The following is a 25,300-nucleotide window of genomic DNA, read 5'->3' as shown; positions in this document are numbered from 1 at the left end:
GATAGCACTTTATCATTTTTCAATCGCACAGATCAAGCGCAGCGCCGGTCAGAGCGCCATTGCCAGCGCAGCCTATCGAGCCGGGGAGCGTCTTTACAGCAGCTACTATCGAGAAGTCAGCGACTACACCAAAAAGGGCGGCGTGATCGCTTCGGAAATCATGCTGCCGCCCCATGCGCCGGAAATATATCTTGACCGGGCGACCCTCTGGAATGCTGTGGAGAACTGCGAGAAACATCCAAAAGCACAGCTTGCCTATTCCTTTGATATTGCCATGCAGAATGAATTGACGCTGGAAGAAAACATGGAGCTGGCGAGGAAGTTCGTACAGGAGCAGTTTGTGACAAAAGGCATGATTGCCGACCTTGCTTTTCACAGCCCGGAGAAAGAGGACGGCGGCATCCCTAACCCGCATTTTCATGTGATGACAACCATGCGCCCTTTGAACCCGGATGGCACATGGGGACAAAAACAGCGTCGGGAATATCTTCTTGATGAAGATGGAAACCGAATCCGGGATAAAAACGGCGATTATATGTTTAACGCTGTCCATACAACAGACTGGCATGAGCCGGAAACGCTGGAACACTGGCGGGAGCAGTGGGCGGCTGCCGTTAATACAAAATTTGAGGAAAAAGGGCTGGATGTGCGTATCGACCACCGTTCCTATGTGCGGCAGGGGCTTGACCTGATACCTACTGTCCACGAGGGAGCTAATGTCCGGCAGATGGAAGCAAAGGGCATCCGCACCGAGAAAGGGGAACTGAACCGCTGGATTAAAGCCACCAACCGGCTCATGCAGGATGTGAGGAAGAAGATCAAAGCCCTGTTTGTCTGGATGGCAGAGGTAAAAGAAGAACTTTCCAAACCGCAGACACCGAGCCTTGCCGACCTGTTGATCGCTTATTACAACCAGCGCAACGCAGGGGCATGGAGCAATAAAGCCAGAACCGGAAACTTAAAGCAGTTTGCCGAAGCCGTCAATTATCTGACGGAAAACAAGCTGCTCACATTAGAGGATTTGCAGGAGCGTCTTTCCTCTGTCAACGAAGAATTTGAAGCGTTAAGCGACTCCATGAAAAAGAAATCTGCCCGGATAAAGGAATTGCAGGAATTGATACGGGAGGGCGAGAATTACCAGCGGCTAAAACCTGTTCATACGGAATTGAACAATATCAAGTTTAAGAAACAGAGGGAGAAATTTGAAACATCCCACGATGCGGAGTTACGGCTGTTTTATGCCGCCCGCCGTATTTTGAAAGAAAAACTGGACGGAAAACCCATTGCCCTGAAAGCATGGAAACAGGAATACGCACAGTTAAAAACAGAGTATGCCGAACTGTCTCCGCAGCACAAGCCACTCCGGGAGGAAGTCATACGGCTACGGCAGGTGCAGGACGCCGTAGATACCGCACTGCGCCGGAGGGAGCAGCCACAGGCAGTACAGAGAAAGAAACATGAGATGGAGCTATGATATAATCGGCAGCTTTACCGCTACCAGTATTTTTATGGAGGGAGCATTTGAATGTATTTGAAGCGGTGAAACAGTCTGTTACCACTCGGCAGGCTGCTTCATTCTATGGAATCCGGGTGGGGAGAAACGGCATGGTCTGCTGTCCATTCCACAATGACCGCACGCCCAGCATGAAAGTGGACAGCCGCTTTTACTGCTTCGGCTGCGGGGCTTCCGGGGATGTGATCGACTTTGCCGCTTTGCTGCATGGATTGGGGAAACGGGAAGCTGCGGTCAGGCTTGCGGAGGACTTCGGCGTTTCCTATGAGAAATCCGGCAATGCGCCGCCAGATAGGAAGCGTCACAACAGGTCACAGCCCCGACAAAAATCAGCGGAGCAGAGATTTCAGGAAACGGAACGGTATTGTTTCCGGGTGCTATGCGATTATCTGCGCCTGCTGGAGCATTGGAAAACAGCACACGCCCCACAGCCGCAGGATGCCATCTGGCATCCTCTTTTTGTGGAAGCGTTGCAGAGGATAAGCTACACAGAATACCTTTTGGATATTTTGTTATACGGAGAAATAGAAGAAAAAGCGGCATTGATCGCCGCACAGGGAAAGGAGGTGTTGCGGCTTGAACAGCGAATTTCAGAGCTTGCCGCCGGAAACGCAGGAAGCGGTCAAAAGGACGATGGACACAATGGAACCGGCGCAGACACCGGCAGAAATCCGGGAAACATTAGAGGGGACGCAGAAAGGCGGCGTGAAGAACAGCATCCGAAACTGCCTGACGGTGTTCCAGCGTGACCCTCTGTTTCGCGGGGCGCTGCGCCTGAACCTTTTGACGGAGCAGATTGACATTGTGAAGCCGCTGGGCTGGGAGCGCACCAGTACCACGCTGACCGACATGGACATGAACTACCTGCTTTTGTATCTGGAAGAAAATTACGGGCTTACCAGCGAGAAAAAGGTGCAGAGCGCCATCAAGATTGTTGCCAATGAAAACCGCTACCATCCAGTCAGGGATTACCTGAACAGCCTGCAATGGGACGGCACAGAGCGCATCCGTTACGCCCTGCATCACTTTCTGGGAGCCGATACGGACGAATACACCTATGAAGCCTTGAAACTGTTCCTGTTGGGAGCCATCCGGCGGGTATTCAGACCGGGGAGCAAGTTTGAGGTCATGCTCTGTCTGGTTGGTGGTCAGGGAGCCGGGAAATCTACCTTTTTCCGGCTGCTGGCAGGCAGGGACGAATGGTTTTCAGACGATTTGAAAAAGCTGGACGATGAAAATGTGTACCGCAAGCTGCAAGGGCATTGGATTATCGAGATGTCGGAGATGATTGCCACAGCCAACGCCAAGAGTATTGAGGAAATCAAGTCATTCTTAAGCCGCCAGAAAGAAACCTACAAAGTGCCGTATGAGACACATCCGGCAGACCGGCTGCGGCAATGTGTATTTGGAGGGACGACCAACCGGCAGGACTTTTTGCCCCGTGACCGCACCGGCAACCGGCGCTTTCTCCCCGTGACGGTGTACCCGGAACGGGCGGAGGTTCACATACTGGACGATGAAGCGGCGGCGAGGGCGTATATCGAACAGATGTGGGCGGAAGCCATGACGGTTTATCGCAGTGGGAAGTATAAGCTGTCATTCAGCATGGAAATGAACCGATACCTGAACGCCCACCAGCAGGACTTTATGCAGGAAGACACACAGGCCGGCATGATCTACGCCTATTTGGAGGACTACACCGGCGACAGGGTATGTTCCAAGCAGCTTTATGAGGAAGCGCTGGGGAACTTAAATTCCCCGGCAGACTGGGAGACACGGGCAATCTGCGAGATTATGAATACCGGCATTGCGGGCGGCATCATACAGGGCTGGGTAGCCTACAAAAGCCCGAAGCGGTATAAGAAATACGGTTCTCAAAAAGGCTGGGAGCGTGTCAACCAAGCTCCGCCGGAGGGGGACGGTTTTCAGGAAATCACGGAAGAAGAAGCCCGGCAAATGGAACTTCCATTCTGAAAAGCCACCGGTTGACAGTTTGGTTGACGCTTTGGTTGACAGCCGGTTGACGGGGAAAAGCCTGATATTTGGGGCATTTCTCTCCTTTGTCAACCATGTCAACCAAGAAATCAAAGAAAAAGTAAAAAGTAATAATAGAGCGCCTATGGATTGTTTTCAAAGTCTTTTCTGCCGGTTGACACGGTTTGGTTGACACGGAGACAGTCTGCGGCTGTACACCTGTCTGACATTCCCTTGTCGGGCATATTTCATTTATGGAGGTAACTGCCTATGGCAAAAAGCAAAAACGAGAGCAATAACAAAAACAGCGGCACCCTGCTTACCGAAAAAGACGGCACCCAGTATTTTGTCATGGGGAAAGTCCGTATCAAGGTATCGGAGCATTTCGCACAGGATGGGAAGCCGCTTGACAGCCTGCTGGAAGATGTGATCCAGCACGCTGCCGCCGCTTCCTGAAAAAATACGGAATAACGACTGTCAATCAGCCCACGCTTATGATATACTTGTACCAGCGAGTATTGTATAAGCGTGGGTTGTTTCTTTTAGAAGGAGGATTTTTAACCGTGAAACAACCATACAATACAACGATTTATAACACTGCACTATATTTGAGATTGAGCCGTGACGATGAATTACAGGGGGAAAGCGGCAGTATCCAGACCCAGCGCATGATGCTTAGACAGTATGCCGCAGAGCATGGGCTGACCGTTGTAGACGAGTACATTGACGACGGATGGAGTGGGACAAATTTCGAGCGTCCAAGTTTCCAAAGGATGATTGATGACATCGAAGACGGGAAAATCAACTGCGTTGTCACAAAGGACTTATCCCGTCTGGGAAGAAACTATATCCTGACCGGTCAGTACACGGAAATCTATTTCCCCAGCAAGGGAGTACGCTACATTGCCATCAATGACAATGTGGACACCATCAACGGAGAAAGCGAGCTTGCACCGTTCTTAAACATCCTGAATGAAATGCACGCCCGACAGACCAGCAAAAAGGTCAAGGCTGCCATGCACACAAGATTTGCCAATGGCGCACACTATGGAGCCTATGCACCGCTGGGCTATGTAAAAGACCCGGACAAAAAAGGTCATCTTCTGATCGACCCGGAAACACGCTGGATTGTAGAGAAGATTTTTGACCTTGCTGTACACGGGCGTGGAGCCGCCAGCATTACACGGATTCTGGTGGAGGAAAAAGTACCTACCCCCGGCTGGCTGAACTATGAAAGATACGGGACTTTCGCCAATATCTACGCCGGTGCGCCCGCAGAAAAAGCCTATGCGTGGACGATTGCACAGGTCAAGAGCATTTTGAAAGAGGAAACCTACATCGGTCACAGCGTTCACAACAAGCAGAGCAACATTTCATTCAAGAACAAGAAAAAGGTGCGGAAGCCGCAGGAAGAATGGTATCGTGTGGAAAATACCCACGAAGCCATCATTTCCGAAGAAGTGTTCCAAAAAGTTCAAGAGCTGATTGCAAGCAGACGCAGGAAACGCAGAAACGGTACGACACAGATTTTCGCAGGATTGATAAAATGTGCAGACTGCGGATGGTCTTTAGCCTATGGGGAAAACAAGCAGAACAAAAACCCATACGGGTACTACCATTGCAGCAAGAACGGACAGGGATTACGCCAGTGTTCCATGCACTATATCCGCTATGATGTACTGTATGCCTATGTGCTTGCAAGACTGCAATACTGGTCTATGCTGGCACAGAAAGATGAGGACAAGCTGCTGAAACGGCTGCTCAATGTCAGCGACAGGGAAAGGAACTCTGCGAAGAAAAAGCAGGCTGCGGAGCTGAAAAAGGCAGAGAAACGTAAAGCCGAGGTTGACGGGCTGTTTGCTAAAATGTATGAGGACTGGTCTGCCGGACGCATAACCGAGTATAACTTCAATATGCTGTCCGAGAAGTACCAGAACGAGCAAAAGGAGCTTGAAACAAAAATAAGACAGCTTCACGAAATGATGGAAGCCGCCGTACAGACCGCAGCGGATGCTGAAAAGTGGATTGCCCTAATGAAACAGTATGTCAACCCTGTGGAGCTGACCGCCGAACTTCTGAACACTCTAATTGAAAAAATAACCGTCCACGAAGCTGTCAAGGGCGAGGATGGAAGCCGTGAGCAGGAAGTAGAAATCTACTACCGCTTCATCGGCAAAATCGACTGACCTTTCTTTTTTTACCCAACAATATCTTTAATTAAGGGAAACGGGAATGTCCATCCCCGACTTGGATAAAATTCTGAAGCTGAGTGCTCTGTTTGAAGTGAGCACCGACTACTTATTAAAAGATGAGCTGGAACAGCCCGATGCCACGGCCCCGCTGCCGAAGGAAGAGCGGGTGACGGAACCCTGCCGCACCGTCTCATTTGACGAGGCAAACGCATATCTCAGCACGGTGCAGGCCGTGCATGGGAAGATGGCGGCGGGTGTGGGCTTGTGCATCCTCAGCCCCATCGCGCTGCTTGTTCTGGGCGCATGGAGCGATGGTACACCCAACGAAGAGCGGATGGCAGGGCTCGGTGTCATCTTCCTGCTGCTCTTCGTCGCGCTGGGGCTGCTGCTCATCCTGCCCGCCGCCATCCGGCTGGAAGCGTTCGAATATCTGGAAAAAGAGCAGATCGCCCTTGCCTATGGTGTGGAGGGCATCGTGGAGCGGCAGAAACAGGAGTATGCGCCCACCTACCGCCGCAGCATGACCCAGGGCGTGGTGCTCTGTGTGCTGGCCGTGGTGCCGATCCTGGGCACGGCCATGCTGGGAGCACCAGATTTCTGGGTCGTTGCCGCAGTCGGCCTGCTGCTGGCCATTGTGGCCGGTGCAGTACAGTTGTTCATCCGGGCCGGGATGACCCAGGGCAGCTTTGATAAACTGCTGCAAACGGGGGAATACACCGTCCGCGAAAAGTGGACGAACCGCCGTGTCGGTTGGTTTGCCGGGGCCTACTGGTGCCTTGTGACGGCGGTGTACCTCGCTGTCAGTTTCTGGAACAACAACTGGGAAAAGAGCTGGATCATCTGGGCCGTGGCCGGGCTTGTCTTCGCCGCCCTCTACTCTGCCGTCCGTGCGTGGGCAGACAGGAAAAATCGGTAAAGCTCCCACAAATTCACAATTCATCCATTGCAATCCAAAGGTAGTATGGTATACTCAGGCCAAAGCCACACAAGGAGGGCAGAACGATGACACAGAACGGTATCTGGTTGAAAAAAGGACTTGTCCCGTACCACCTGAATGCTTCGGAGCTGGCGCTCGCGCTGCTGGTGCGGGAAAAGCCGCTGTCGGCGCAACAGCTTTCTGCGGCATTGACCGAAAAAGGCATCCGGCTGGACCGCAAACAGCTGGGAAAAATTTTGGCCAAACTGGAACGTGCCGGAGCAGTGAAAACGGTAAATGGAAACTACATCTGCCAGAATACAAAACTCCTGAACTATTCAACAAAATACAGCGAAAGTCAGCTGTTGGATATTGTCGGTCTGACGCAGCATACCGTGAACGGGCAGGCGGTGTTCAGCGGCACCCCACCTATGAGTATCAGCTCCCGTGGCAGCAGTGGGGTCTGAAAATCCATACAGAATAAGCAGCGAGGCCCTCTTCCCGTGCGGGAAGAGGGCCTCGCTGCTATTTTAGCGCATGTTTAGCTGTTATAGGTGCGGTTCTTGATCTCGTCGGTCACCTTGGCGATGAAGGCGTCGAGATCCATCGTGGTGGTTTCGCCCTTGCGATCACGGACGGAGATGTTGCCGGCCTCGGCCTCCTTGGCACCCAGGACCAGCATATACGGCACACGGTCCACCTGCTGGGCAGCGCGGATCTTGTAGCCGATCTTCTGGTTGTCGTCGTCCAGTGCCACGCGGACACCGGCCTCGACCAGCTTCTCGGTGACGGCCTCGGCGTAGTCGAGAGTCTTCTCGGAGACGGGCAGGACCTTGACCTGCACAGGGGCCAGCCAGGTGGGGAACTTGCCCTTGGTCTCCTCGATCAGGTAGGCCATGAAGCGGTCCAGAGAACCCAGGATGGCGCGGTGCAGCACGACGGGGGTCTTCTCGGTGCCGTCCTTGTCCACATAGGTCAGGTGGAACTTGGCGGGCAGGCAGAAGTCCAGCTGGCAGGTGGAGAGGGTGTACTCTGCACCAACAGCGGGCTTAACGTTGACGTCCAGCTTCGGGCCGTAGAAGGCAGCCTCACCGATCTCCTCGGTGAAGTGGATGCCCAGCTCGGTCAGCACCTCACGCAGAGCGTTCTCGGCGTGGTTCCACATGGCGTCGTCGTCGTGGTACTTCTTCTTGTCGGCGGGGTCACGCAGGGACAGGACACAGCGGTAATCGGTGATGTTGAAGTCCTTGTAGGTCTCGAAGATCAGGTTGCAGACATCGGCGACCTCGCTCTTGATCTGCTCCGGAGTGCAGAACAGGTGGGCGTCGTTCTGGCAGAAGTGACGGCCGCGCTCGATGCCCTTCAGGGTGCCGGAGGACTCGTAACGGAAATCGTGGGCGATCTCGCCGATGCGCATGGGCAGGTCACGGTAGGAGTGGGGATGATTTGCGTAGATCATCATGTGGTGGGGGCAGTTCATCGGGCGCAGAACGTAGCTCTCACCCTCCATCTCCATGGCGGGGAACATGTTCTCACGGTAGTGGTCCCAGTGGCCGGAGGTCTTGTAGAGGTTCACGGTACCGATGCAGGGCGTCATGACATGCAGATAGCCGCGTGCGCGCTCCTTGGCCTTGATATAGTTCTCCAGCTCCTGCCAGACGGTGTAGCCTGCGGGCAGGAACATGGGCAGGCCGCGGCCCACCAGGTCGTCGGTCATGAACAGGCCCATCTCCTTGCCAATCTTGCGGTGATCGCGCTCGCGGGCCTCCTGCTGCTCCTTCTCCCAGGCGTCCAGCTCTTCCTGGTTGCGGAAGGCCACGCCGTTGATGCGGGTCAGCATCTTGTTCTCTTTGTCGTTTTTCCAGTATGCGCCGGACTGCTGGGTGATCTTGAAGGCCTTCAGTGCCTTGGTGTAGGTCAGGTGGGGTCCGATGCACATATCCACGTACTCGCCCTGCTGGAAGAAGCTGAACTCGGTCTCATCGGCCAGGTCGGCCATGTGCTCGATCTTGTAGTTTTCGTGGCGCTCTTCCATCAGCTTCACGGCCTCGGCGCGGGGCAGGATGAAGGGCTTGATGGCGAGATTTTCCTTGGTGATCTTGTGCATCTCTTTTTCAATGCTGGCCAGATCTTCGTCGGTGAGCTTGGTGTCGCCCAGATCGACATCGTAGTAGAAGCCGTTCTCGGTGGCGGGGCCGAAGGCGAAGTCGGCCTCCGGATACAGGCGCTTGATGGCCTGTGCCATCACGTGTGCAGCGGTATGGCGGATGACATGCAGTTCCTGGTCCTGCGGGCACTCGTCCACATGGCCGTCCTTGTAAATGATCTTCATAATGAATCTCCTTTTGAACCTGAAAAGAATGAAAAATAAAAAGCGCTTCACCCCGCAGCAATACACGGGATGAAGCGCCTGAAAGATCCAGAAGCGTTCCACGGTTCCACCCGAATTGTGCGGTCAGGCCGCACCACTCGCTGTGCTGTAACGGGCGCACCCGGCAGAGGTTCGCCTCTGCACTCTGCGGTGGTAGAAGCTCCGGGTGCGCTGGGCCGCTTGCAGCACACTCTGAACAGAGTGGCGACCTTCTCTGCAACGCAGGGGTCGGGACTTCGGTTTGTCCGCATCATCGTTTTCAACAGGATGAAACTATGCTGATTGTAGCACGACGTTCGGGAAAAATCAAGGGCTGGAAGATCATTCTTCCTCTTTTTTCACTCGTACACGCCACTTATGGGACATATACTCCGCGCGCAGCTTGTTGGTGACGAAGGTCTGGCTGCTGTAAAGGCCGTGGTGGCCGGAGAGCATGTAGCAGATGCCGCAGCCCAGTGCGATGAGCTCCAGCCCGGCCCCGCCGAACAGCTCAAAGCCCAGCAGGATGGAGGGGATGAGGGCGTTGGTGGCACCGCAGAAGACGGACACGAGGCCTACGGCGGCCGCGAACCCGGCGGGCAGGCCCAGCAGCGGGCCGAATGCGCAGCCGAATGTGGCACCCACAAAGAAGCTGGGCACGACCTCGCCGCCCTTGAACCCGCAGGAGAGGGTCAGCGCAGTGAGGAAGATCTTGCATAGAAAATCCCAGGGCAGGGCCTGACCCTGCTCCACAGCAGCGGTGATGATGTTCATGCCGGCACCGTTGTAGCGCCCCACGCCGAAGAGATACGAGAAGCCGATGACCAGCACACTGCCGGCCAGGACCCGCACCCAGGGGTTCGGGATGCGCTTGGGCATGGTGTGCTCCATGAAGTGGAGCGTGCCGCAGAAGAGCCGGGAGACGGCCGCGCAGGCCACGCCCAGCAGGATGATGAGGAAAGCGTTCCAGACCGTCAGTTCCGGTGCGGTGAGCGCAAAGCGGGTGGGTGCGATGCCGAAGGTCAGCGAGCAGCCGTAGGCGATGAGGGCCGAGGTGAAGGCCGGGACAAAAGCCGAGGTGAAGGTCAGGCCCACATCCTCGATGGTCATGGCAAAGAGGGCCGCGGCCAGCGGGGTGCCGAACAGGGCCGAGAAGAACGCGGCCATGCCGCTGATGGTAGCGGTGCGGCGGTCATAGTCTTTGAGGTGCAGCAGGGTGCCGAGGTTCCAGCCGATGCTGCCGCCCATCTGCAGCGCGGCACCCTCGCGGCCGGCCGAGCCGCCGCACAGGTGGGTGAGCACGGTGCCCAGAAAGATGGCCGGGACCAGCAGGATGCTGACCGGTTCGCCGCTCTGCACGGCGCGGATGACATTGTTGGTGCCCACGCCCTCGCACTTCGTGATCTTGTACAGTGCGGTGATGAGCAGGCCCGCTGCGGGCAGCAGGAAGAGCAGCCAGGGCTGTGCGGCCCGCAGCTCGGTGACGCACTCGACGGAAAGGTGGAACAGGGTGCCCACCAGCCCGCAGACCAGGCCCGTGGGGATCGCCAGAAAAAACCATTGCAGCGCCACCCGGAGGGCGGCTTTGGCTTCGCGCTGGAACGTATCAAAATTGTTCATAGAAGAAAACTCCTGTATCGTTGACGTCCGGTCCATGATGTGTTTCGAGACCGCTCCAACATAACACAGCGTGGCGGGGTTGTCAACCCAAAAAGCGGCGCAGACGAAAACGGTCCCCGGCTCCCTTGTGCGGAAGGAACCGGGGATCGTTTTTGCTGTTTGGATCAGAAAAAAGGAAAAGGAGAAAAAGGAGAACAATTATCTATCACACGCTTTCAAAAAGCGGGGACAGCGGAGAAAAGAGATGGTGGAACTTACTCCACATCCTGCAGGGCGGCGAAATCTTCCTCGCCGGTGCGGATCTTGACCACGCGGGTCACGTTGTAAACAAAGATCTTGCCGTCGCCGATGTGGCCGGTGTAAAGGGCCTTCTTGGCGGCTTCGACCACGGAATCGACCGAGATCTTGGACACGATGACCTCGACCTTGATCTTGGGCAGCAGGGTGGAATCCACAGGGACGCCGCGGTATTTCTCGCTGGTGCCCTTCTGGATGCCGCAGCCCATCACCTGGGTCACGGTCATGCCGGTGACGCCCAAATCGTTCAGAGCGGTCTTCAGCTGGTCGAACTTGGACAGCTTTGCAATGATGGAGACCTTGTGCATCCCGGTGTCGTAGATGCCGTCGTGGATGACGGCGGGCTCACGCACCACCGGCACCGCAGCAGACAGCTGCGTTGCGGAAGCCTTGACGGGGTCGTCCTCGCCGAGGTCGGTGTTTTCGTTGGGGGTCATGGCAGCTGCGTTGGCGTCGGAGATGGAGAAGCCAGCGTAGGCAGAAGCCAGACCGTGCTCGTGGATGTCCAGGCCGTCGATCTCCACCTCAGCGGGGACGCGCAGGCCGATGGTCTTGTCGATGATCTTGAAGATGAGGAACATCACGACGACGACATAGACATCGACCGTGATGAGGCCCAGCAGCTGGATGCCCAGCTGGCTCAGGCCGCCGCCGTAGAACAGGCCCTTGCCCACGCCGTCGCCGCCGTTGGAGAACAGGCCGACTGCGATGGTGCCCCACACGCCGTTTGCAAAGTGGACGGAGACTGCGCCGACGGGATCGTCGATCCTGGCGATCTTATCAAAGAACTCAACGCTCAGGACCACCAGAAGACCGGCCACAAAGCCGATGATGAAGGCACCGAACGGAGAAACAGCGTCGCAGCCTGCCGTGATGGCCACCAGACCGGCCAGCGAACCGTTCAGGGTCATGGAGACATCGGGCTTGCCGTACCGCAGCCAGGTGAAGATCATGGTCACGCAGGTGGCCACAGCAGCGGCCAGGTTGGTGTTGAAGCAGACCAGACCGGTCAGGGTCATGGCCTCATCGGTGGCCAGGCTCAGGGAAGAGCCGCCGTTGAAACCGAACCAGCAGAACCACAGGATGAAGACGCCCAGCGCACCGGCAGTCAGGTTGTGGCCGGGGATGGCGTGGGGGTTGCCGTTCTTGTCGTACTTGCCGATACGGGGGCCAAGCATCGCAGCGCCCAGCAGAGCGATGACGCCGCCGACGTTATGAACGGCTGCGGAACCGGCAAAGTCATGGAAACCCATGCTCTGCAGCCAGCCGCCGCCCCACATCCAGTGGCCACAGATGGGGTATACCACCAGTGAAATGGCGGCGGAGTAGACGCAGTAGGCTTTGAAGTTGGTGCGCTCGGCCATGGAGCCGGACACGATGGTGGCTGCCGTGGCGCAGAACACGGTCTGGAACACGATGTACACCCACAGCGGGATGTCAAGCCCCAGATGGGAATAATCGCCCTGGATGAACGGGTCGAACCCGCCGATGAGAGCGCTGGTGCCGCCGAACATCAGCCCGAAGCCGATGAGCCAGTAGCACGGGGTGCCGATGCAGAAATCCATCATGTTTTTCATGAGGATGTTGCCGGTGTTTTTGGCGCGGGTAAAACCTGCCTCACACAGCGCGAAGCCCGCCTGCATGAAGTAGACCAGGAACGCGGCCACCAACACCCAGCAGGTGTCTACGGAACTGAACATAACTGGATACCTCCCCATTTGTTGTGCGGCCGGCCACCAGAACCGGCCTTGCGTACTCCGGCTGCTGCGCCCCTCTATCTGCGCGGCAGCGCGGATCTTCCCCTCCGGAGGCCCTCGATCTTCCCCCGGAAGCACAGAAGTCCGAACTTCTGCCGAAAACACAAAAAGCGCTGGCGGAATTGCTTCCGTCAGCGCCTTTGCTTTCGATGGCACGAGTATAGAGCGTTTTGGTCAAAGTGTCAAGTGCCAGACCGTATTTTTTACGTTTTTCACAATCCGGGTGGGAAATGGACCGGAAAAGTTTGGACGAAGCCGCGGCCCGGCGGCGGGTGGGTCATTCCTCCGTCTTATGCTGGCCCCGCATCTCGACGTGCAGCAGCAGGCTCATCAAAGCCCGCAGCGCGAATGTGGCCGCCAGCGGCACCACGGATTCGAGGTTTTGCAGCAGAAAGGTCTTGGCGATCTCGGCCGACATCAAAAATTCCAGCGCGGTGGTCAGGCCGCTGCTCATCTCGTGGTGGAAATCATACCGGTCGTGGAAGAAGAAGGCGCGGATGTAATGGTAGGTCGCCCGCACCAGACTCGTGACGATGATGAACAGGCCGATGACCTCCGCCAGCCCGGCGATCATGGGCACGGCGGATTCCAGAAACAGCTCCAGGACCTCCGAAGCGGCTGCGTTGAAGTGATACAAAGCGCTCATCGTGCGTCTCCTTGGCAAAAATTACAGCAGGGTCTTGATGTAAGCAGCCAGCGCGTCGTCCTTGCAGGAAGCAAAGAAGAGCTCGCTGAACTTCTCACCGGCCACGGCACCCTTCAGCAGGTCCTGGTCGATGCTCTGCAGGCACTCGATGAGAGGCTTGAAGGTGACGGCGCGGACGCCGTCCAGGATCTTCTTGTTGCGCTGCTCCGGCTCCACGCGCTCCTTGGGGTAGCCCTGGCCGTGGCCGAAGCCGAACAGCTTCTCGAAGCAGTATTCGAGGTTGAGCTCACCGCCCCAGCCGAAGCCCTTGGCGAACGGCATGGCCACGGCGTTGCCATCGTTGACATGGGCAAAGGTGTAGGCATCCACGGGGTCTTCCACATGGCCGCAGATGACGCCGGGGAAGCTGTTCAGCGCCAGCATGGCACCCTCGCCGGTGCCGCAGCCGGTGATGACATAGTCGGCTGCGCCGCTGTTCAGCAGGATGGCGGCCAGGATGCCGCACTGCACATAGGTCAGCTGTGCCTTGTCGTCGGCGGCATACATGCCGTAGTTGACCACCTCGTGGCCCATGGGCTCCACGACCTTCTTCAGCGCTGCTTCGATGAGGCCGTTCTTGGCGGCCTGGCTGTTTTCGTTGATGAGTGCGATCTTCATGGAAAAATTCCTCCTGCAATAGCATGATGTTCCACCGCCGTCCAAAAATATGCGGAAGGCGGTGCGTGTCTGACGTTAGTGTATCGTGTCGGCGGGCAAAAGTCAATCACCGGCCCAGCTTCCGCTTCTGCTGCCGGGCGAGGATGGGCATGAGCAGCGGGGCGGGCAAGAGCTTCTGGGCCGTGGTGGCGGCCCGCATCAGGGCCGAGGGCACGATGATGGTCTTGCGGCGGAGCATCCCGCGCATGGCTTCTTCCACGCAGAGCTCCGGCGAGATGCCCTTGAGCGCGAAGACGACGTCAGCGCGGTCGTTGAACTCGGTGTTCACCGGGCCGGGGCAGAGCGCGCAGACGTAGACCGGGCTGTGCTGCTCCCGCAGCTCCTCGGCCACGCCCCGCGTCAGGCTGACCACATAGGCCTTGGAAGCGTAGTAACCCGCCATGAACGGCCCGGCCGGGAGCAGGCCCGCCGAGGAGGCCACGTTCAGGATGGTGCCGGAACCCTGCCGGTCCATCTTCTTGAGCACGAACTTGAACAGCCGGTGCATGGCGAGAACGTTGACCCGCAGCATGGAAAGCTCCTTTTCCGGGTCGGTGTCGAGGAAGCAGCCGCAGGTGCCGAAGCCCGCGTTGTTGATGAAGAGGTCGATGCGCTCAGCGGCCAGTACGGTGCACAGGGCCTCGCAGTCAACGTCGCGTTCCAGGTCGGCGGGGAGGACGCGGCAGGGCACATGATAGCGGTTTTGCAGCTCCTCGGCCAGGGCGTCCAGCCGGTCTTTCCGGCGGGCCGTCAGGATGAGCCGGAAGCCCAGCCGCGCGTACCGGCGGGCGAACTCCTGCCCGATGCCGGAAGAAGCGCCGGTGATCCAGACTGTTTTCTTGTTCATAGGACTTGTCCTTTCTCAGAAGCCCGAAGCTGCGTCGATGGCGCGCAGCTCGTCGGGGGTGAAGGCGGTGTTGTCCAGCGCCTTGAGGTCGTCTAAGATCTGCTCCGGGCGGGATGCGCCGATGAGCACACTCGTGACCTGACCGTCCTTCAGGATCCAGGCCAGTGCCATTTCGGCCAGCGTCTGGCCGCGGGCGGCGGCGATGGCGTTCAGGGCGCGGATCTGCTCCAGCTTTTCCTCGGTGAGGGTGGATTCCTTCAGAAAGCGGCCGTCGGTGCGGATGCGGCTGTCTTCGGGGATGCCGTGCAGGTAGCGGTCGGTCAGCAGACCCTGTGCCAGCGGGCTGAACGCGATGATGCCCTTGCCCAGACGGTTGGCTGTCTCCTTCAGGCCGTTCTTCTCGATGGTGCGGTCAAAGATGGAGTAGCGGTTCTGGTTGAGGACGAAGGGCACGTGCCGCTCGGTGAGAATGGCGCAGGCCTTTTCCAGCGTGGGGCCGTCGTAGTTCGACAGGCCTGCATACAGTGCCTTGCCGCTGCGCACGGCCTGTTCCAGCGCACCCATGGTCTCTTCCAGCGGGGTGTTGGGGTCCATGCGGTGGTGGTAGAAAATGTCCACGTAGTCCAGCCCCAGCCGCTCCAGGCTCTGGTCCAGGCTGGCCAGAAGATACTTCCGGCTGCCCCAGTTGCCGTAGGGGCCGTCCCACATCTCATAGCCGGCCTTGGTGCTGATGATGAGCTCATCGCGGTAGGGGCGGAAGTTCTCCTTCAGGATGCGGCCCAGGTTTTTTTCGGCGCTGCCGGGTGCGGGGCCATAGTTGTTGGCAAGGTCAAAGTGGGTGATGCCGTGGTCGAACGCCGTGAAACAGAGCTGCTTCATGGTTTCGAAATGGGCGGTATCGCCGAAGTTGTGCCAGAACCCCAGCGACACGGCAGGCAGCAGCAGGCCGCTCTGGCCGCAGCGGTGGTAAGGCAGGGTGGAATAGCGGGCGGAGGATGCAGTGTACATGAACAAAACTCCTTTCCGATTCGGGATCTGATCTGCCCCTATTTTAACACATCGGAGCGGCAGAATCCATGGGGGTCCCGCACGATGCAGAACGGCACTTGTTGACGCCTGCCGTTTGGAGTATAATAAAGGCAAAAAACGCGCACAGCGCAGGAGGTATCAGAATATGAACAAACCGGTATTGGTGGTCATGGCGGCTGGCATGGGCAGCCGTTACGGCGGCATGAAGCAGATCGACCCGGTAGGCCCCAACGGGCAGGTCATCGTGGATTATTCCCTCTACGATGCCCGCCGTGCAGGCTTTGAGACCGTGATCTTCGTCATCAAGCACGAGATCGAGGAGGCCTTCAAAAAGGCCATCGGCGACCGCGTGGCCAAAGTGATGAACGTGAAATACGCATTCCAGCAGCTGGATGAGCTGCCCGCAGGCTTCTCCATCCCGGAGGGCCGCGTCAAGCCCTGGGGCACCTGCCACGCAGTCCTGGCGGCAAAAGACCTCATCGACGGCCCGTTCGCGGTCATCAATGCGGATGACTACTACGGCCCGGAGGCGTTCCAGGTCATCTACGATTACCTGTCCACCCACGCGGACGGCACGGTCTACGACTACTGCATGGTCAGCTACCTGCTGAAGAACACCGTCTCCGAGAACGGCAGCGTTGCCCGCGGCGTCTGCGTCGCGAACGCGGACGGCACCCTGCACAGCGTCACCGAGCGCACCCGCATCGAGAAATACGAGGGCGGCATCCACTACACCGAGGACGGCGGCGCGAGCTGGCACGACCTGCCGCTGGACGCCCCCGTCAGCATGAACCTGTGGGGCTTCGGCCGGAGCTTCCTCGATGAGGCCGAGCGCCGTTTTGCGGGCTGGCTGACTGAGAATCTGGAACAGAACCCGCTCAAGTGCGAATATTTCCTGCCGCTGGTCATCAGCGAACTCATCGACGAGGGCAAGGCGACCGTGAAGATCCTGCACAGCCGCGACAAGTGGTTCGGCGTGACCTACCGCGAGGACAAGCCCACCGTCGTGGCCGCCATCGCGCAGAAGACGCAGGACGGCCTGTACCCGGAAGACCTCTGGAACTGAATCGGACCATGAAAAAATGGAGCGCTCCCTTTTGCGGGGAACGCTCCATTTTTGGTTCATTTTCGCTTCAGCTGTTCCCGCAGCGTGTCCAGCGAGCGGTTCTGCGCGCCGTGCTTCAGCTTGGGGAAGGCGCGGAGCATACGGCGCTTGCCGAAGTGCGGGGTGGCGCGCTGGGTGCGGGAGCGAAGCTCCTCGCTGCGGGCCTGCAGCTCCTCGGCCAGCTGTTCCAGCCGGAACAGTTCGGCCGTGCGCTCGGCTCTGCCTTTGGCCGCCAGCTTGACGGCATTGGCCGCTTCGCTGGCGTTGAGCTTTGCGTCCTGCGAGGCCCGCTTCGCGGCCTCCATGGCCTCGTCGGCCTTGGCGCGCATGGCAGCGACTGCCTCGCGGGCGTTCAGCTTGGCTGCATTGTCGCGGGCCTCGGCGGCCGCCAGCTTGAACTGCAAACGGCTCTCGTCCATCTTCTGGTCCATGGCCATGGCGTTGGTGCCCAGCAGCTCGGTCATGGCGTCGCTGACGGCGTGCATACTGTCGGCCACATTTTCCAGCGCATCCAGGTCGCGGGCCAGGTCGGACGCAGCAAAGGCGGTGGCGATGGTGTCGGCGGCATAGAGGACGTAGAGCAGGAACATCAGGATCAGGCCCACCAGCGGCGGGATGAAGGCCACTGCATCGGCGATGATGGGGTGGACGAGCTTCATCACGATGAGGGTGCCCACGCCCCACAGCAGGGAAAACTCCAGGCAGATGTAGCCGCCGATGTTGAAGGGGTAGTCGCTGTAATCCCACCAGCGGGTGTGGTAGAGCTTGTACAGAGCCCAGCCGCCCACCAGTTCCAGCGCACTGGGCAGGATGACGCCGCCGAGGTAGAGCAGGAGCAGGTTGTGCGACAGGGGCGTCAGGGCGAAGAGGACGATGACCATGCCGAAGCCGTAGATGGGGCAGACCGGGCCGTTCAGAAAGCCGCGGTTGATCAGCTTGCCGGTCGTGACGGCGGCGTAGATGACCTCCAGACACCAGCCGAGGCAGGAGTAGATGAGGAAGTAAGCGAAGATCTGATACAGCGAAAAGCCGCAGACGGTGGTATCAACGAAAAAAGAAAGCAAGGGAACACCTCCGTTAATTCTGTTTCCGGACGATGCTGTATTCATCGCCCGCTTCAAAGAAGGGGCAGGCGCGGGTGCTGCGGGAGAGATACCGTGCCATCTCGTCCTCGTCGAGTGCGGCACCCTGTGCACAATAACAGGTGCCGTATTCGTCCGGGACATTGTTCACGCACAGCTCACAGGGGTCACGCATCGGCGGTCTCCCCGTGGGCAGCGGCCTCGGCGGCAGCGGCTTCGGCAGCCGCCATCTTTTTGAGCACCTTCGGCTCGATCCAGGTCACGGTCTCGTCGCCGGGCAGCTTCCGGGCGATGAGGGCCTTGATCTTGATGCCCATCTCGGTGAACATCCCCTCGTGCTCGGTGCGGATGTTCCATGCCGGCTCGTTCTCATGCAGGTCGAAGGTCTTCCAGGTGATCTCGTAGCCGGAAGCGGGGAAGTATTCCAGGCTGTCGCGGAACAGATCGTCGTCGTCGGTCTTGAAATAGATCTCGCCGCCGTCTTCGAGGAAGGCGCGGTACTGGATGAGCTGGCGGGGATAGGTGAGGCGGTGCTTGTTGGAGGAGGCATTCTTGCTCCACGGGTTGCAGAAGTTGATGTAGATACGGCTCACGGTATCCTCCGGCGTGAGGACGCCCTTGATGCGCTCGATGTCGGTGCTCATGATCTTGACGTTGTCGATGGGGCGGCCCGCCTCCTGATAGGCGGCCTCGATCTTCCGCTTGGCCAGAATGAGGACTTTGTCGGTGATGTCGATGCCGAGGTAGTTGTTCTCCGGGTGGGCGCTGGCCAGCTGGGAGATAAAGCCGCCCTTGCCGCAGCCCAGTTCCAGCACAAAAGGCTGCTCCGGGCGGGCATACTGTGCGTGCCACCGGCCGCCCCAGATCAGGGGCTCGTGGACGTGGAAATCGGCGGCCATCAGCTCATCGTGGGCGTAGGGTTTGAAGCGCATTCTCATAATATGTGGTTCTCCTTCAAAAATCGTTCAACTTGTTCGGGTGCTGCGGCGCAGCTGCCCTGGCAGATGCCGGGCTTGCCGCCGCCGCGGCCGTTCAGGGCGGCATTGAGGGCTTTGGTCAGGGAGCGGACGTCGCCGTCGGCTCTGGCCAGACAGTAGCCGGTGCCCTTTTCGTTGGCCGTCAGGGCCGCGCACAGGCCGGTGGTGGCCGCGCTGAGCTTGACGGCCAGCCGGTGCAGGCCGTCCGGGTCAAGCCCCGGCACGATGCGGATGGCGTCTTCGCCGGGGGCGGTCTGTGCGGCCAGCGCCTCAAAGAGCTGGCTGCAAAGCCCGAAATGGGCAAATTTCAGGGCCGTGTACTCGTCGAAGACGCGGTGGACGGCGTGGGCCGTCTCGCTGGGCTTGGCGCTGAGCAGGGCACCGATCTCGGCCTGACGCTGGCGCATGGCCTGTGCAGCCAGCAGGGCCCGCTCGCCGCAGACGATGCTCAGCCGGACGCCGCCCTTGTAGTTCTCAGCGGCCAGAATCTTGATCTGGCCCACCGCGCCGGTGGCGGCGGTGTGGGTGCCGCAGCAGGCGCAGACATCGGCACCGGGGATACTCACGATGCGCACCTGGCCTTCGATCTCTTTCTTGCTGCGGTAGGTCAGCGCGGCCAGCTCCTCGCGGGTGGGGTAGGTGATACACACCGGCACATTCTGCCAGACGATGCGGTTGGCGGCAAGCTCAGCCTCCCGCAGACCCTCGGCGGAGATGGGGACGCTGGTGTCCATCCGCACCGCGTCGGTGCCGATGTGGAACCCGACATTCTCGGCCCCGAACATCTGGTGCAGGATGCCGGAGAGGATGTGCTCACCGGTGTGCTGCTGCATCTTGTCGAACCGCCAGGCCCAGTCAAGGGCCTCCTGCACTGCGGTGCCGGGGGCGGCGATTTCGGGCAGATCATCTATGGTGTGCCAGATGACGCCGCCCTGCTCGTGGACGTCGGTGACGTGCAGCACTGTGCCGTCAGGAAGGGTCAGGGTGCCCCGGTCGGCAGGCTGACCGCCGCCTTCGGGGTAAAAGACCGTGCCGTCCAGCGCGATCTTTCCGCCGCCGCTGCCGTCCGGCTCGGCCGCGAGGATGCGCCCTGCCGCCTCGGTGCGGTAGGCATCGGCCTCGTAATATTTTTGAGTGGATTGCATGGTGTCCTCCTAAAAAACCTCTCCGTCATCGCTGACGCGATGCCACCTCCCCTGATAGAGGAGCTGTCGGGCGCAAGCCCGACTGAGAGGTTTATTCCATAGATTTTAGTATACCACGATTTTTGCCTGTGGAAAATAGTCTGCGGTTATGTTATGATAGGAAATAACCGAAATCCGAACGAAATGAGGAAGGTACATCATGCGTGAAAGTGGAATTTTAATGCCGGTGTCCAGCCTGCCCGGCCCCTATGGAATTGGCTGCTTCGGAACGGAAGCGGAAACGTTTGTGGATTTTCTGGCCGCAGCGGGCCAGAAGATCTGGCAGATCCTGCCGCTGAGCCCCACCGGTTATGGGGACAGCCCCTATCAGAGCTGCTCGGCCTTTGCGGGCAACCCGTACTTCATCGACCTCGACGCCCTCAAGGCGGAGGGCCTGCTGACCGCCGCCCAGCTCAAGGCGGAATCCTGGGGCGAAGACCCGCTTCAGGTGGACTACGGCACCCTGTACACCAGCCGCTACAAGATCCTGCGCGCGGCATACGCGGCCTGGCGCAGGCAGTGCGAAGGGCTGCACGGCTGTGCCCACTACTACCCGGATGCCTACTATGCCTTCACGCTGGAAAACGAGAGCTGGCTGGAGGACTATGCACTGTACATGGCCCTGAAGACCGCCAACCAGATGAAGAGCTGGACCGAGTGGCCCCGCGCGTACCGGATGCGGGACGGCCATGCACTGGCCGCGTTCCGCGCGGAGCACGAGGAAGAGATCGGCTTCTGGAAGTTTTTGCAGTATGAGTTTGCCATCCAGTGGAAGAAGCTGAAAGCCTATGCCAACGCCAAGGGCATCCAGATCCTGGGCGACATCCCCATTTATGTCTCGGCCGACTCGGTGGACGCCTGGGTGGGCGGTCCGCTGTTCGAACTGGCGGCGGACGGCAGCTTTGCCCGCGTGGCCGGCTGCCCGCCGGATTATTTCTCCGCCGACGGCCAACTCTGGGGCAACCCGTTGTACAACTGGCCGTATCACCGTGAGACCGGCTATGCCTGGTGGATCGAGCGGGTCCGCCATGCACTGGGCATCTACGACCTGCTCCGCATCGACCACTTCCGCGGCTTCGATACCTACTGGGCTATTCCGGCGGGCAGCACGACCGCCAAGGGCGGCAAGTGGGAGATCGGCCCCCGGATGGAGCTGTTCCACGCGCTGGAAAACGCGCTGGGCAAACTGCCCATCATCGCCGAGGACCTGGGCGACATCGTGGACAGCGTCCGCGAGCTGCTGGCAGAGAGCGGCTTCCCCGGCATGAAGGTGCTGCAGTTTGCCTTCGGCGGCGGGGACAATGAGTATCTGCCCCACAACCACGTCCGGAACAGCGTGGTCTACCCCGGCACCCACGACAACACGACCCTGACCGCCTGGTGGGAGACCGGGGCGGCTGAGAAGGAAAAGGCCATGGCCTGTGCCTACCTGCATCTGACCCCCTGCCACCCCACGGCCAAAGAGGTCGCCGCCGTCAAGACCGATGCGGCCCGCGTGGCCCTGCTGCGCGCAGCGCTGGGTTCGGCCTCCGCACGCGCCATCATTCCCATGGCCGACTGGCTGGGCCTGGGCGAGGAAGGCCACCTGAACACGCCCGGCCGTCTGGGCGGCAACTGGACCTGGCGCGCTGCCGAGGGCTTTGGCACAAAGAAGCTGGCCGAAAAGATCCTGGGCGAGTGCGAGGCGGTCTGCCGTGCATAAAAACCTGAAAAACCGGGAGAGCTTTAGCAGATTGACGGATTTGCAAAAAAATTGGCTGAAATTTGTGCGTTTTGCTGGCAAGTCTTCCGCAGAAGTGGTATAATCTTTGTAATCTGAGAAACATTTTCAAAGTGTTTTTCGTGGCAAGGTGTGCCGGGAGGGAGAATCCGGCACCACAACGATGGGGAAAAACGCATGAAGAAAGAATGGACTGAGCAGGACCTGCGCGAATTTGTGCGCAGCGCACAGGCCGCCTTTGAGGACGTGACCCTGACCGAAGCGGACGAAGAAGCAGCCCGCAGCTGGCAGGATGACGGCCTGATGGTGGACTATGAGCTGCGCAATGGGCAGGTAGACTGCGTACTGCGCCGCCAGATCGTTGCGGACGGCAAGATATGGAAACTGCAGATGACCGCGCCGCTGGCGGGCAGCGACCTGCCGGAGGACCGGATGTCCCCGCGTGAGCGGGAGCTGTGCCGCGACGACATGAACCACGACTTTTTGTCGGGTGTGTTCAACCGCCGCTATTTTGAGACCGAGTTCTGCACCCGCCTGGATGACTGGACCGACGCCCACCGCTGCGCCTCGCTGGCGCTGGTGGAGCTGGACCGCGTCGAGCAGATGCAGGCGGAGCAGGGCGATGCCGTTATGGATCAGCTGGTCTGCTTTGTGGCGAACCAGTGGAAGAAGCACTACGACCGCCCGGACGAGCGGGTGGTCTGCCGTCTGACCGATACACTGTTCGCCATCGGCTGTGCGGACAAGACCTGCGATGAACTGGCCGAGGAGCTGCGGAGCATCTACGCGGAGATGCCCCGTGCCTATGTGGCTTCGGTGGGCCTGATGCGCCGGGTGCCGTTCACCCAGTCCATCGGCTGCGCCTGCACCTGCGAGGTGCGGGGCAAGAACTGGGACGCACTGTACGAGCTCTGTGCAGCACGGCTCAAGGCCGCGCAGGAAGCTGGCGGCAGCCAGGTCTGCGCCGGATAAGATCACTGGATAAAAGATCCCCCTTCTGGACATCCTAAGAGCCAGAAGGGGGATTTTTTGTTATGGAACATCTGAAAAACGACAACCTCAGCCTGCTGGAAGCCGTGGTGCAGAACACGGAAATGGGCAAAAACACGCTGGAACAGATCGTGCCGATGACGGACGACGTGCAGTTCAAGGCAGAACTGCTGCGGGAACGGAACATCTACCGCGAACTGAACCAGGAGGCCCACACCGCCATCGAGGCCTGCGGCGGAACCGCCCAGGGCCAGAGCGCCATGGCAAAGCTCAACACCAGAATGGGCATCGGGATGAAGACCCTGACCGACAAATCCACCCGGAATCTGGCCGAGATGCTCTCCGAGGGCAGCAGCCAGGGCGTGATGGACTGCATCAAGTCCCAGAAGGACTATCCCGATGCTGCGCCCGGCTCCAAGCGCCTGATGCAGAAAGTGCAGGATTTTGAGGAGGACAACCGCATCCGGCTGGAACGCTTTCTGTAAAGGGAAGGCGCTCTGCTCAGAGCGCTTCCACCATCGCGGCCACGATCTGGGTCGCGGTGGCAACATATGCGGCAATGCTGAACTTTTTGACGACCAGAACTTCGTGGCCGTCCTCGTCGGCGTTGTCGCTCATGGCCCGCAGGATGACGCAGGGCACTCCGTTCTTGGCAGCGATCTGGCTGACGGCGGCACCTTCCATCTCCACGCAGTCGGGGGCGCACTTGGCCTCGATGGCGGCCTTGGTCTCGCTGTCACCGACGAAGAGGTCGCCGGTGGCGATCCTGCCGGTCAGCGCCTTGACGCCTGCGGCCTTGCAGGCGGCTTCGGCGGCGGCGATGAGGGCCGGGTCGCCGGTATACTCCTTGAGGAACGGCGGGTTCTGGCAGATCATGTCCAGCTGGGCGTCGTGGTAGAGCACGGTCTTGCCGATGACGACATCGCCGATGCCGATCTTGCTGGTCATGTTGCCGGCGATGCCGGAGAAGATGATCTTCTCGGCACCGAATTTGGTGATGAGCACCTGGGTGGTGGCGGCAGCGTTGGCCTTGCCCATCCCGGCGCAGCAGACCACGACCTCCTTGCCCGCCAGTGTGCCCTTGTGGTATTCGACGCCGCCGTAAGGCTCTACGGTGACGTTTTCCAGCTTTGCACAGAGCTGCTCGACTTCATCGGGCATTGCGCCCATTATGCCAATAATCATTTGGAAACCTCGTTCTCTTTTCAAATCGGTGGGGTCGGGAAACGCGTCTGCAATCAGACGTTGAACAGGAACTCGATGACATCGCCGTCCTTGACGACGTATTCCTTGCCCTCGGTGCGCTGCAGGCCCTTGGCCTTGACGGCGGCATAGTCGAAGTTGTTGGCTTCGAGATCGCCGTAGCCGATGACGCTGGCGCGGATGAAGCCGCGCTCGAAGTCGCTGTGGATCTTACCGGCTGCCTGCGGGGCCTTGGTGCCCTTGCGGATGGTCCAGGCGCGGCACTCCTTCTTGCCGTCGGTCAGGAAGGAGATGAGGCCCAGCAGGTCGTAGCTGGCCGTGATGAGGTTGTCCAGGCCGCTGGCCTCGATGCCCATCTCGGCCAGGAAGGCCTTCTTCTCTTCGGGCGAGTAATCGGCGATGTCCTCTTCGGTCTTGGCACAGATGGGGATGTAGCGGGCACCCTCTTCCTTAGCGCGGGCGGCCACCAGCGGGACATACTGGTTGTTCTCGATGCCCTCCATCAGGTCGTCCTCGCCTACGTTGCAGGCGTACAGGACGGGCTTTGCGCTCAGCAGGCCCATCTCGTGCAGGACAGTCTGCTGCTCGGCATCGCCCTCGTCAAAGTCGAAGCTGCGGGCAGGCTTACCGGCGCTCAGGTGGTCGGCCAGCTGCTGCAGCCATGCGGCCTCGGCGGCAGCGCCCTTGTTGTTGCCGCTTTTGGCGGCCTTGGCCATCCGGCCGGCACGGTTCTGGACGACTTCCAGGTCGGACAGGATCAGCTCGTAGTCAATGGCATCGATGTCGGCGATGGGGTCCACGGCCTCGGCCTTGGTCACATCCTCGACGACATGGATGATGTTGTCGTCGTCAAAGCAGCGGACGACATGCACGATGGCGTCGCACTCGCGGATGTGGCCCAGGAACTTGTTGCCCAGACCGGCACCCTGGCTGGCACCCTTGACCAGACCGGCGATGTCCACGAACTCGACGATGGCGGGGGTCTTCTTGTTGGTCTGCCAGATCTCAGCCAGCTTGTCCAGCCGCTTGTCGGGCACGGCCACGATGCCGCTGTTGGGTTCGATGGTGCAGAACGGATAGTTCGCCGCCTCCGCATTCTTGGTGGAGGTGATGGCGTTGAACAGAGTGGACTTGCCGACGTTGGGCAGGCCAACGATACCTAATTTCATAGTTGTGATTTCTCCTTTTATGATGTCGATGAT

General features: G+C 59.2%; 24 protein-coding genes. 11 read left to right on the top strand and 13 right to left on the bottom strand.

Features of this window, described 5'->3' with window-relative positions:
• Nucleotide 1: 1 nt before the first annotated feature.
• From mobQ to DWY95_RS15900, 7 genes are all read left to right on the top strand, one after another.
• Nucleotides 2-1,474 (top strand): MobQ family relaxase, encoded by a 1,473-nt coding sequence (gene mobQ / locus DWY95_RS15930; protein ID WP_187116994.1) that lies wholly within the window; start codon nt 2-4, stop codon nt 1,472-1,474.
• A 47-nt stretch (nt 1,475-1,521) separates the two neighbouring features.
• Nucleotides 1,522-2,262 carry a CHC2 zinc finger domain-containing protein gene (locus tag DWY95_RS15925; RefSeq protein WP_014079457.1) on the top strand — a complete coding sequence of 247 codons (741 nt, stop codon included), beginning with the start codon at nt 1,522-1,524 and terminating at the stop codon, nt 2,260-2,262.
• On the top strand, nt 2,147-3,487 hold the full coding sequence (locus tag DWY95_RS15920) for a virulence-associated E family protein (protein WP_117491720.1): 1,341 nt from the start codon (nt 2,147-2,149) through the stop codon (nt 3,485-3,487). Before DWY95_RS15925 ends, DWY95_RS15920 begins: the two co-directional genes overlap by 116 nt.
• Nucleotides 3,488-3,757: 270 nt before the next feature.
• Nucleotides 3,758-3,943, top strand: coding sequence for a hypothetical protein (locus tag DWY95_RS15915; RefSeq protein ID WP_004849804.1), 186 nt, complete (start codon nt 3,758-3,760; stop codon nt 3,941-3,943).
• A 107-nt stretch (nt 3,944-4,050) separates the two neighbouring features.
• A complete protein-coding gene (locus DWY95_RS15910; protein WP_071431012.1) occupies nt 4,051-5,673 on the top strand; it encodes a recombinase family protein in 1,623 nt (540 codons plus the stop codon).
• A 46-nt stretch (nt 5,674-5,719) separates the two neighbouring features.
• A complete protein-coding gene (locus DWY95_RS15905; RefSeq protein ID WP_118554245.1) occupies nt 5,720-6,595 on the top strand; it encodes an XRE family transcriptional regulator in 876 nt (291 codons plus the stop codon).
• Between the two features lie 86 nt (nt 6,596-6,681).
• Nucleotides 6,682-7,062, top strand: a complete 381-nt coding sequence (locus DWY95_RS15900; protein ID WP_118554244.1) for a hypothetical protein — start codon at nt 6,682-6,684, stop codon at nt 7,060-7,062.
• A 74-nt stretch (nt 7,063-7,136) separates the two neighbouring features.
• On the opposite strand, the gene thrS is transcribed toward DWY95_RS15900, so the two are convergent.
• The 7 genes from thrS to DWY95_RS15865 all read right to left on the bottom strand — a co-directional run bounded on the left by thrS (nt 7,137) and on the right by DWY95_RS15865 (nt 15,816).
• Entirely contained in the window at nt 7,137-8,927 is a 1,791-nt protein-coding gene (thrS, locus tag DWY95_RS15895; RefSeq protein ID WP_118554243.1) for a threonine--tRNA ligase, read from the bottom strand.
• Nucleotides 8,928-9,287: 360 nt separating this feature from the next.
• Nucleotides 9,288-10,565, bottom strand: a complete 1,278-nt coding sequence (locus tag DWY95_RS15890; protein WP_118554242.1) for a chloride channel protein — start codon at nt 10,563-10,565, stop codon at nt 9,288-9,290.
• 254 nt (nt 10,566-10,819) lie between these two features.
• Nucleotides 10,820-12,562, bottom strand: coding sequence for an ammonium transporter (locus DWY95_RS15885; RefSeq protein ID WP_118554241.1), 1,743 nt, complete (start codon nt 12,560-12,562; stop codon nt 10,820-10,822).
• Nucleotides 12,563-12,896: 334 nt separating this feature from the next.
• Nucleotides 12,897-13,265 carry a DUF1622 domain-containing protein gene (locus DWY95_RS15880; protein WP_097793029.1) on the bottom strand — a complete coding sequence of 123 codons (369 nt, stop codon included), beginning with the start codon at nt 13,263-13,265 and terminating at the stop codon, nt 12,897-12,899.
• A 21-nt stretch (nt 13,266-13,286) separates the two neighbouring features.
• Nucleotides 13,287-13,922 (bottom strand): RpiB/LacA/LacB family sugar-phosphate isomerase, encoded by a 636-nt coding sequence (locus DWY95_RS15875; RefSeq protein WP_118554240.1) that lies wholly within the window; start codon nt 13,920-13,922, stop codon nt 13,287-13,289.
• Between the two features lie 106 nt (nt 13,923-14,028).
• The gene (locus DWY95_RS15870) at nt 14,029-14,808 is read right to left on the bottom strand and encodes an SDR family oxidoreductase (protein ID WP_118554239.1); all 780 of its coding nucleotides are present in this window, start codon (nt 14,806-14,808) and stop codon (nt 14,029-14,031) included.
• A 15-nt stretch (nt 14,809-14,823) separates the two neighbouring features.
• Nucleotides 14,824-15,816: an aldo/keto reductase gene (locus DWY95_RS15865; RefSeq protein WP_097793026.1), complete on the bottom strand. Its 993-nt coding sequence runs from the start codon at nt 15,814-15,816 to the stop codon at nt 14,824-14,826.
• Between the two features lie 166 nt (nt 15,817-15,982).
• On the opposite strand from DWY95_RS15865, the gene DWY95_RS15860 reads away from it, so the two are divergent.
• Nucleotides 15,983-16,903, top strand: a complete 921-nt coding sequence (locus DWY95_RS15860) for a sugar phosphate nucleotidyltransferase (protein WP_118554238.1) — start codon at nt 15,983-15,985, stop codon at nt 16,901-16,903.
• A gap of 56 nt (nt 16,904-16,959) precedes the next feature.
• Here the strand turns inward: DWY95_RS15860 and DWY95_RS15855 are convergent, their stop codons facing one another.
• From DWY95_RS15855 to DWY95_RS15840, 4 genes are read right to left on the bottom strand one after another with little or no spacing between them, the layout of a single operon-like run.
• Complete coding sequence (locus DWY95_RS15855) at nt 16,960-18,006, bottom strand: putative ABC transporter permease (RefSeq protein WP_118554237.1); 1,047 nt, start codon at nt 18,004-18,006, stop codon at nt 16,960-16,962.
• 13 nt (nt 18,007-18,019) lie between these two features.
• The gene (locus DWY95_RS15850; RefSeq protein WP_097793023.1) at nt 18,020-18,199 is read right to left on the bottom strand and encodes a DUF6472 family protein; all 180 of its coding nucleotides are present in this window, start codon (nt 18,197-18,199) and stop codon (nt 18,020-18,022) included.
• Nucleotides 18,192-18,962 (bottom strand): tRNA (guanosine(46)-N7)-methyltransferase TrmB, encoded by a 771-nt coding sequence (gene trmB, locus DWY95_RS15845; protein ID WP_118554236.1) that lies wholly within the window; start codon nt 18,960-18,962, stop codon nt 18,192-18,194. Before trmB ends, DWY95_RS15850 begins: the two co-directional genes overlap by 8 nt.
• The gene (locus tag DWY95_RS15840) at nt 18,959-20,146 is read right to left on the bottom strand and encodes an alanyl-tRNA editing protein (RefSeq protein WP_118554235.1); all 1,188 of its coding nucleotides are present in this window, start codon (nt 20,144-20,146) and stop codon (nt 18,959-18,961) included. The genes trmB and DWY95_RS15840 overlap by 4 nt, the downstream gene beginning before the upstream one ends.
• 199 nt (nt 20,147-20,345) lie before the next feature.
• Here DWY95_RS15840 and malQ point away from each other — a divergent pair, with 199 nt between their 5' ends.
• The 3 genes from malQ to DWY95_RS15825 all read left to right on the top strand — a co-directional run bounded on the left by malQ (nt 20,346) and on the right by DWY95_RS15825 (nt 23,380).
• Nucleotides 20,346-21,887 (top strand): 4-alpha-glucanotransferase, encoded by a 1,542-nt coding sequence (gene malQ, locus DWY95_RS15835; RefSeq protein ID WP_118554234.1) that lies wholly within the window; start codon nt 20,346-20,348, stop codon nt 21,885-21,887.
• Between the two features lie 195 nt (nt 21,888-22,082).
• Entirely contained in the window at nt 22,083-22,877 is a 795-nt protein-coding gene (locus DWY95_RS15830; protein WP_118554233.1) for a diguanylate cyclase, read from the top strand.
• 62 nt (nt 22,878-22,939) lie between these two features.
• On the top strand, nt 22,940-23,380 hold the full coding sequence (locus DWY95_RS15825; RefSeq protein ID WP_097793018.1) for a hypothetical protein: 441 nt from the start codon (nt 22,940-22,942) through the stop codon (nt 23,378-23,380).
• A gap of 16 nt (nt 23,381-23,396) precedes the next feature.
• Here DWY95_RS15825 and DWY95_RS15820 read toward each other — a convergent pair whose 3' ends face one another.
• Together DWY95_RS15820 and ychF are read right to left on the bottom strand one after the other, a co-directional pair.
• Complete coding sequence (locus DWY95_RS15820; RefSeq protein ID WP_097793017.1) at nt 23,397-24,080, bottom strand: 5'-methylthioadenosine/adenosylhomocysteine nucleosidase; 684 nt, start codon at nt 24,078-24,080, stop codon at nt 23,397-23,399.
• Nucleotides 24,081-24,133: 53 nt separating this feature from the next.
• Nucleotides 24,134-25,267 (bottom strand): redox-regulated ATPase YchF, encoded by a 1,134-nt coding sequence (gene ychF, locus DWY95_RS15815; RefSeq protein ID WP_118554232.1) that lies wholly within the window; start codon nt 25,265-25,267, stop codon nt 24,134-24,136.
• Nucleotides 25,268-25,300 lie beyond the last annotated feature (33 nt).

Origin of the sequence: Faecalibacterium sp. AF28-13AC, from assembly GCF_003478405.1 — a bacterium.
Classification (GTDB): domain Bacteria; phylum Bacillota; class Clostridia; order Oscillospirales; family Ruminococcaceae; genus Faecalibacterium; species Faecalibacterium prausnitzii_E.
This window is presented reverse-complemented; position numbering and strand designations above follow the sequence as displayed.

Bases quoted from the DNA above. Each gene is read 5' to 3' on its own strand.
- DWY95_RS15920 (WP_117491720.1), top strand. From the start codon at position 2,147: ATGGACACAATGGAACCGGCGCAGACACCGGCAGAAATCCGGGAAACA.
- DWY95_RS15915 (WP_004849804.1), top strand. From the start codon at position 3,758: ATGGCAAAAAGCAAAAACGAGAGCAATAACAAAAACAGCGGCACCCTG.
- DWY95_RS15905 (WP_118554245.1), top strand. From the start codon at position 5,720: ATGTCCATCCCCGACTTGGATAAAATTCTGAAGCTGAGTGCTCTGTTT.
- DWY95_RS15900 (WP_118554244.1), top strand. From the start codon at position 6,682: ATGACACAGAACGGTATCTGGTTGAAAAAAGGACTTGTCCCGTACCAC.
- thrS (WP_118554243.1), bottom strand. From the start codon at position 8,927: ATGAAGATCATTTACAAGGACGGCCATGTGGACGAGTGCCCGCAGGAC.
- DWY95_RS15890 (WP_118554242.1), bottom strand. From the start codon at position 10,565: ATGAACAATTTTGATACGTTCCAGCGCGAAGCCAAAGCCGCCCTCCGG.
- DWY95_RS15885 (WP_118554241.1), bottom strand. From the start codon at position 12,562: ATGTTCAGTTCCGTAGACACCTGCTGGGTGTTGGTGGCCGCGTTCCTG.
- DWY95_RS15880 (WP_097793029.1), bottom strand. From the start codon at position 13,265: ATGAGCGCTTTGTATCACTTCAACGCAGCCGCTTCGGAGGTCCTGGAG.
- DWY95_RS15875 (WP_118554240.1), bottom strand. From the start codon at position 13,922: ATGAAGATCGCACTCATCAACGAAAACAGCCAGGCCGCCAAGAACGGC.
- DWY95_RS15870 (WP_118554239.1), bottom strand. From the start codon at position 14,808: ATGAACAAGAAAACAGTCTGGATCACCGGCGCTTCTTCCGGCATCGGG.
- DWY95_RS15865 (WP_097793026.1), bottom strand. From the start codon at position 15,816: ATGTACACTGCATCCTCCGCCCGCTATTCCACCCTGCCTTACCACCGC.
- DWY95_RS15860 (WP_118554238.1), top strand. From the start codon at position 15,983: ATGAACAAACCGGTATTGGTGGTCATGGCGGCTGGCATGGGCAGCCGT.
- DWY95_RS15850 (WP_097793023.1), bottom strand. From the start codon at position 18,199: ATGCGTGACCCCTGTGAGCTGTGCGTGAACAATGTCCCGGACGAATAC.
- trmB (WP_118554236.1), bottom strand. From the start codon at position 18,962: ATGAGAATGCGCTTCAAACCCTACGCCCACGATGAGCTGATGGCCGCC.
- DWY95_RS15840 (WP_118554235.1), bottom strand. From the start codon at position 20,146: ATGCAATCCACTCAAAAATATTACGAGGCCGATGCCTACCGCACCGAG.
- malQ (WP_118554234.1), top strand. From the start codon at position 20,346: ATGCGTGAAAGTGGAATTTTAATGCCGGTGTCCAGCCTGCCCGGCCCC.
- DWY95_RS15830 (WP_118554233.1), top strand. From the start codon at position 22,083: ATGAAGAAAGAATGGACTGAGCAGGACCTGCGCGAATTTGTGCGCAGC.
- DWY95_RS15825 (WP_097793018.1), top strand. From the start codon at position 22,940: ATGGAACATCTGAAAAACGACAACCTCAGCCTGCTGGAAGCCGTGGTG.
- DWY95_RS15820 (WP_097793017.1), bottom strand. From the start codon at position 24,080: ATGATTATTGGCATAATGGGCGCAATGCCCGATGAAGTCGAGCAGCTC.
- ychF (WP_118554232.1), bottom strand. From the start codon at position 25,267: ATGAAATTAGGTATCGTTGGCCTGCCCAACGTCGGCAAGTCCACTCTG.